Source organism: Paenarthrobacter sp. CM16 (genome assembly GCF_013179505.1).
Taxonomy (GTDB): domain Bacteria; phylum Actinomycetota; class Actinomycetes; order Actinomycetales; family Micrococcaceae; genus Arthrobacter.
On sequence record NZ_JABMCX010000278.1, the window covers coordinates 1 to 6,189 of the forward strand.

The window sequence follows — 6,189 nt, forward strand, 5'->3', positions numbered from 1 at the left end:
GGAGTCATCAAGGGCTGGACCCAGGGCCTGGAAGGCAAGACTGTTGGCTCGCGCGTCCTGCTGGTCATCCCTCAGGACCTGGCCTACGGTGAAGCCGGCCAGGGTAAAGCCAAGGGTGACCTCGTATTCGTCGTCGACATCCTCGGCGTCAAGTAACCAACAAACGTCGACAACACCTGCAGGCACTGGCTTAGGCTGGTTCCTGACACCAAACCGTCCATCACACCAAGGAGCAACCATGTCATTTGGTCAGCGTGACTTTGACCGCACCAAGCCCGAAATCGACTTCCCGGAGGGCGACGTCCCCACGGACCTCGTCATCACGGACCTCATCGAGGGCACCGGCACCGAAGCAAAAGCCGGAGACACCGTCTCCACGCACTATGTTGGCGTCGCTTGGTCCACGGGTGAAGAATTCGACGCATCCTGGGGCCGGGGCGCCCCGTTGGACTTCCGCGTTGGCGTCGGCCAGGTCATCCAGGGCTGGGACCAGGGCCTGCTGGGCATGAAGGTCGGCGGCCGCCGTCGCCTGGAAATTCCCTCCGAACTCGCTTACGGCTCACGTGGCGCCGGCGGAGCCATTAAGCCCAACGAGGCCCTGATCTTCGTTGTGGACCTCGTGGCTGTACGCTAGGACCCTCGCTCCAGGCAAGGCGCGTTTCCTTCCGGGTTTACCCGGTCGGTGACGCGCCTTGCTGCTTTCCCGCCGGTCTTTAGTAACGTAGCAACCGTGTCCGCATCCCGCACTGAACGACTCCTGAACCTTCTCCTGGCTTTGCTCAATACCCGGGTGGGCCTCCCGCGCTCCGTCCTGCGCGAGAAGGTCTACCATGACTCCGCAGAGAATGACGTCGCCTTCGGGCGTATGTTCGAGCGTGACAAAGTGGATTTGAAGCAATTCGGCTTTGACATCGAGACCCTCACGGACCCCCGCCATTTCGGCGTCGATGACCCTGCTTCAACGCGCTACCGGATTGGCAAGGACTCCAACCGGCTTCCTGATGTCACCCTCACCCCTGCAGAGTGCACCGTGTTGCTGCTTGCCGCGCAGCTGTGGGAACGGGCCGCGCTTGGCACTGCGGCAGCCAATGCCGTGCGTAAGCTGCAGGCTGCAGGAGGCTTGACGGATGTGGACCTGCCCGCAGGCGTCCAGCCCCGGATCAAGCCGGCAGGACAAGCCTTCGACGACGTCGTGGCGGCCATGCACGGAAACCATCCGGTCCGTTTCGGCTACCTCGCTGTCAGCACCGGGCGTGAAGAAGTCCGCGAGGTTGAGCCATGGGGCCTGGGCAGCCGCTTTGGCCAGTGGTACCTCGTCGGCTTTGACCGGGGGAGGGGAGCCAAAAGACTGTTCCGCCTTTCACGGATGACCACTGCGGTCAGCGTGGTGCCCGGGTGCAGCTTCGACCCCCCTTCCGGTTTCAACGCCCGGGCAGAGCTGGACGCCCTCCATGAACTGCCCGTACAGCGGGCCACGCTCGCCGTCGACAAGGACCGCCTTTTGGCCTTGCGAAAAAGAGCCGTCGAGACAGCCCCGGAGGGTACCGACCGTGACCGCGTCGTGGTGGAGTTCCGCGATCCCGAGGTGCTTGCCGAAGAACTGGCCTCATACGGTCCCCACGTCAAGGTGGACGGCCCGGCTGAGCTGCGTACCGCCGTCGTCCGCCGCCTCCAAGGCGCGCTGGACTTCGACGCCAAGCCGGCCATCCCTGTTGCGTTCCCGGAGGCTGGACGGGCGCAGCGTGCCCGGAAGCGCACCTCGGAGGACCAACTGGCCAGGATGCTGCAGCTGGTTCCGTTCCTGGTCCATCACCAGGGTCTCCATATCCAGGAAGTGGCAGACCATTTCGGCATTAGCCGCAAAGCGCTTATTGATGATTTGAAGATCCTCATCTGCTCGGGCCTTCCCGAGGGATACCCGGATGACCTTTTGGATATTCAATGGGAAAACGATCATGTGTACATCTCCGAGCACCTGGACCTGAACCGCCCGGTGCGCTTCAGCGAGGATGAAGCCGCCGCCTTGCTGACCGGTTTAGCCATGCTGGGCGACCTTCCGGCACTGGCGGGCGTGTCCGAGGACCAGCCCGGGAGTGCGCTGGAGTCCGTCACCATCAAACTGACCGGTGCCGCAGGCAAAGCCGGGCGTTTGGCCGGAGCAGTAGCCGGGCAATCCGTTGAGCCCGAACAATCACAGGCGTTCGCCGTCATCACCCAGGCGATCAGGGACGGCCGGCAGCTGCACCTGAAGTATCTTTCCCGGCAGAGGGATGAGCTGACGGAACGGGACGTAGACCCGCTGAGGCTCTATTCGCTGGATAACACCTGGTACTTCGAGGCGTATTGCCACAGCAAGGCCGGGATCAGGAACTTCCGCCTGGACAGGGTGGAAATCGTCGAACCGAACGGGCGCCCTGCCTCGGGCGTGGCCACGGCGGACCAGGACTTCCCCGCCCGCTTGTTTACGCCCAGCGATGACGACGTCCTGGTGGTGTTGCACCTGACCAGGCAAGGCGCCGGGCTGGCGGACGACTACTATGCCGAACGAACGGCCCGACTGCCCGACGGCGGACTGCTCGCCGAGGTGCGGTTCGGCACCGCGGAGTGGCTGCCAATGTTCGTTTCCCAGCACGGCGGTGCGGTACGGATTCTTGATCCTGGGGCCCTCCGCGACGCAACCCGCGCATGGCTTGACTCGGCCGTGAAGCAGTATGACTCTTCGTCCGACGCCGCGGCTGGCTAGACTACTCAGATGCCTTGGTGGTTCTGGATCCTGTTATGGATCGCACTCATAGCCCTGTCGTTGCTGTTGCACCTGACGCTGGGGTATCGCCTGTTCAGAAAATTCATGTCAACTGTTCATGAACTGTCAGACGCGGGTAAACGTTTCAGCAACCTTTCTCCCGGCGCCGAAACCTCCGATCTTGAAACGCCTGAAGACCGCCCCGCGCCGGGGTCCGCAATTTTTGCCTCACCGGATCAGATGCGTCATGATTACCTGACGGCCAAAGCCTTCCGCCAGGAAGTTCGTCGCCAGAAGCGCGTCAAGCGCAAAGCAGAGCGGGGCCAACCCCAATCCCTGCACGACATTGAATTCAGATAGACGTAGGATGTATCCAAAAGGAAAGGACCTCCCCACATGAGGCTCGAAGGCTGGCATCTCATCATCATCATCGTCCTGGCTCTGGTGCTCTTCGCAGCGCCGAAGCTGCCGTCCATGGCGCGCAGCATTGGACAGTCGATGCGTATTTTCAAGTCTGAAGTCCGGGAAATGAAGAAGGACGGTTCTTCCGAAACGAAGGATTCCCAAGACGCTTCCGACGCCGTTGAGGGCAAGGTAGTAGGCCACCCGGACGCCAAGGCCAAGAACAACGGCGAGACTGACGTTCCGCCCGCAAACCGCGTCTAAAGAGAAGTGGTAGAAACGAAGGGGCGCAAGGCCAACCCCGAAGCCCGGATGGCGCTCCTTGACCACCTCAAGGAGCTGAAGAACCGGCTCTTCAAGGCTGCAATCGGCATCATCCTGGGCACCGTGGTGGGCTTCATCGTCTACCAGCCACTCCTGGAGGCCCTGATCAAACCGATCAAGGACCTCAACGAGAAGGAAGGGCGCGCCGCCACCCTGAACTTTGATGGAGTGGCCAGCTCGTTCGACCTCATGGTCCAGGTCTCGGTCTTCCTCGGCGTGCTCCTCGCCTGCCCGGTATGGATCTACCAACTTTGGGCCTTCATTGTGCCCGGGCTCCACAAGAAGGAACGGCGATTGGCGCTGGCTTTCGTGGCAGCGGCCGTACCCCTCTTCATCGGAGGTGTGCTCCTTGCCTGGCTGGTGCTGCCCAACGCTGTTCGCGTCCTCACCGATTTCACCCCTTCGGGTGCCTCGAACTTCATCACCGCCCAGGTGTACCTCGCGTTTGTCCTGAGGCTCCTGCTGGCTTTCGGCATCGCCTTCCTGGTGCCCGTGGTGCTTGTTGGGCTCAACCTGGCCGGGATCGTCAAAGGCAAGCAACTTATCAAGAGCTGGCGCATCACCATCTTCCTGGTCTGCTTGTTCGCTGCGATGGCCGCACCCGGCGCCGATGCCATGAGCATGTTCTACCTGGCAGCACCTATGCTGCTCCTGTTCTTTGCAGCGATCGGCGTCTGCGTACTCAATGATCGACGCCGTGAGCGCCGTGCCATCAAGCGGGCAGCTGAGACTGAAGCCACGGCAGACATCGCAACCCCGGCAACGGATCTGGAGAATCTCTAGACGGTGGCCCACTAGGCTTGATGCATGTCCTCTATTTCCGGGTCTCCGTCACCATCAGAGAGCTACCAGGCTGCTGCGCAGCGGGCTGCTGAGTCCAAAACCTATCTGGGCGCCTTCGCCCGTTCACTGGATTTTGACTTGGATGACTTCCAACGCGAGGCATGCCGATCACTCCAGGAAGGACGGGGCGTCCTGGTGGCAGCACCCACCGGCGCTGGCAAGACGATCGTGGGTGAGTTTGCCATCTACCTCGCGCTGGAGCGCGGCCTCAAGGCGTTCTACACCACCCCCATCAAAGCGCTGAGCAACCAAAAATTCTCGGAACTGGCCTCGAAATACGGTGCCGGGAACGTGGGCTTGTTGACAGGTGACACCACCATCAACGGCGATGCCCCGGTGGTGGTCATGACCACCGAAGTCCTGCGAAACATGCTTTATGCGGATTCGGAAACCTTGGGCGACCTGGGTTTCGTGGTGATGGACGAGGTTCATTACCTGGCCGACCGCTTCCGCGGCGCCGTGTGGGAAGAAGTCATCATCCACTTGCCCAGCGAAGTACAAGTGGCCTCCTTGAGCGCCACGGTCTCCAATGCTGAAGAATTCGGCGCCTGGCTGGACACCGTCCGGGGCGATACCGACGTCATCGTCTCCGAGCACAGGCCGGTCCCGTTGTGGCAGCACGTCATGGTGGGCCGGGAAATAGTTGATCTTTTTGCCGGCGACACCACTTTTGATGAGATCGCTCCACAGGCACCCGGTGCACCGGAGACAGAAGTACCGGATATCTCCGAGGCCGCCGAGGTAGACACCGAGCCCGCCTCGGCAGAGCGCCGAAAGGTCCATGCGAAGCGTACATCCGAGGCTAGGGTCCATCAGGCAGTCACCGGACCGGAATTCGAGGTCAATCCCGATCTCCTGGCCATGGCCCGTTCCGAGAGCCGCATGAACATGAATGGCCGCTTTGGCCACGGAGGACGCAGCCGCCGTCGTCAGGACCGCTACCGTGACGAACGTCAGCAGTCCGAGCAGCGCAGCCCGGTTCGGAAGGCGAGCCGGCCACAGGTCATCGAGAGCCTCAGGCGCCAGGATCTCCTGCCCGCCATCACCTTCATCTTCTCCCGGGCAGGCTGTGACGCAGCCGTTGCCCAATGCGCAGCCTCCGGGCTGTGGCTGACCACCGAACATGAACAGCAGATCATCGCCCAGCGTGTGGACGAAGCCAGCCATGAAATTCCCGCGGACGATCTCGATGTCCTCGGATTCTGGGGATGGCGCGATGGCCTTGTCAGGGGCTTTGCCGCCCACCACGCAGGCATGTTGCCCACGTTCAAGGAAGTGGTGGAAAAACTCTTCGCCGATGGCTTGGTGAAGGCCGTCTTCGCTACTGAAACCCTGGCACTGGGCGTGAACATGCCCGCCCGTTGCGTGGTGCTGGAGAAACTGGAGAAATTCAACGGTGAAGCCCACGTCAACATCACGGCGGGGGAGTACACCCAGCTGACCGGTAGGGCCGGACGCCGGGGCATCGACGTCGAAGGCCATGCCGTGGTGCTGTGGCAGCCGGGAACAGACCCCGCTGCTGTAGCCGGACTCGCCTCACGGCGCACGTATCCCTTGAATTCCAGCTTCCGCCCCACCTACAACATGAGCATCAACCTCATTGCCCAGTTCGGTCGCGTGCGGGCGCGCGAAATCCTGGAGTCCTCCTTCGCGCAGTTCCAGGCGGACAGGTCCGTGGTGGGTCTGGCCCGGCAGGTTCGGGGACGCGAAGAGTCGTTGGCAGGCTACGCGAAATCCATGCAGTGCCACCTGGGCGACTTCACGGAGTATGCAAGACTGCGGCGCGAACTCAGTGACGCTGAGAACTTTGCGGCCCGGGACCATCAGCGTGCCCGCAAGTCCCATGTAGCCGATTCCCTGGCCCGTCTGATCCCCGG

General features: G+C 62.1%; 7 protein-coding genes. All 7 read left to right on the top strand.

The window, feature by feature from the left end; translation table 11 throughout:
* On the top strand, positions 1-156 hold a 156-nt coding region (locus tag HP499_RS19380; protein ID WP_172325789.1), incomplete at its 5' end, for an FKBP-type peptidyl-prolyl cis-trans isomerase.
* An 82-nt stretch (positions 157-238) separates the two neighbouring features.
* Positions 239-634, top strand: coding sequence for an FKBP-type peptidyl-prolyl cis-trans isomerase (locus HP499_RS19385; protein ID WP_011774867.1), 396 nt, complete (start codon positions 239-241; stop codon positions 632-634).
* A 96-nt stretch (positions 635-730) separates the two neighbouring features.
* Entirely contained in the window at positions 731-2,743 is a 2,013-nt protein-coding gene (locus HP499_RS19390) for a YafY family protein (protein WP_172325790.1), read from the top strand.
* A 9-nt stretch (positions 2,744-2,752) separates the two neighbouring features.
* Complete coding sequence (locus HP499_RS19395) at positions 2,753-3,103, top strand: hypothetical protein (RefSeq protein ID WP_172325791.1); 351 nt, start codon at positions 2,753-2,755, stop codon at positions 3,101-3,103.
* A gap of 36 nt (positions 3,104-3,139) precedes the next feature.
* Positions 3,140-3,409, top strand: a complete 270-nt coding sequence (gene tatA / locus HP499_RS19400; RefSeq protein ID WP_159699513.1) for a Sec-independent protein translocase subunit TatA — start codon at positions 3,140-3,142, stop codon at positions 3,407-3,409.
* A 6-nt stretch (positions 3,410-3,415) separates the two neighbouring features.
* Positions 3,416-4,252 carry a twin-arginine translocase subunit TatC gene (tatC, locus tag HP499_RS19405; RefSeq protein WP_172325792.1) on the top strand — a complete coding sequence of 279 codons (837 nt, stop codon included), beginning with the start codon at positions 3,416-3,418 and terminating at the stop codon, positions 4,250-4,252.
* Positions 4,253-4,276: 24 nt separating this feature from the next.
* On the top strand, positions 4,277-6,189 hold a 1,913-nt coding region (locus tag HP499_RS19410; protein ID WP_172325793.1), incomplete at its 3' end, for an RNA helicase.

Bases quoted from the DNA above. Each gene is read 5' to 3' on its own strand.
- HP499_RS19385 (WP_011774867.1), top strand. From the start codon at position 239: ATGTCATTTGGTCAGCGTGACTTTGACCGCACCAAGCCCGAAATCGAC.
- HP499_RS19395 (WP_172325791.1), top strand. From the start codon at position 2,753: ATGCCTTGGTGGTTCTGGATCCTGTTATGGATCGCACTCATAGCCCTG.
- tatA (WP_159699513.1), top strand. From the start codon at position 3,140: ATGAGGCTCGAAGGCTGGCATCTCATCATCATCATCGTCCTGGCTCTG.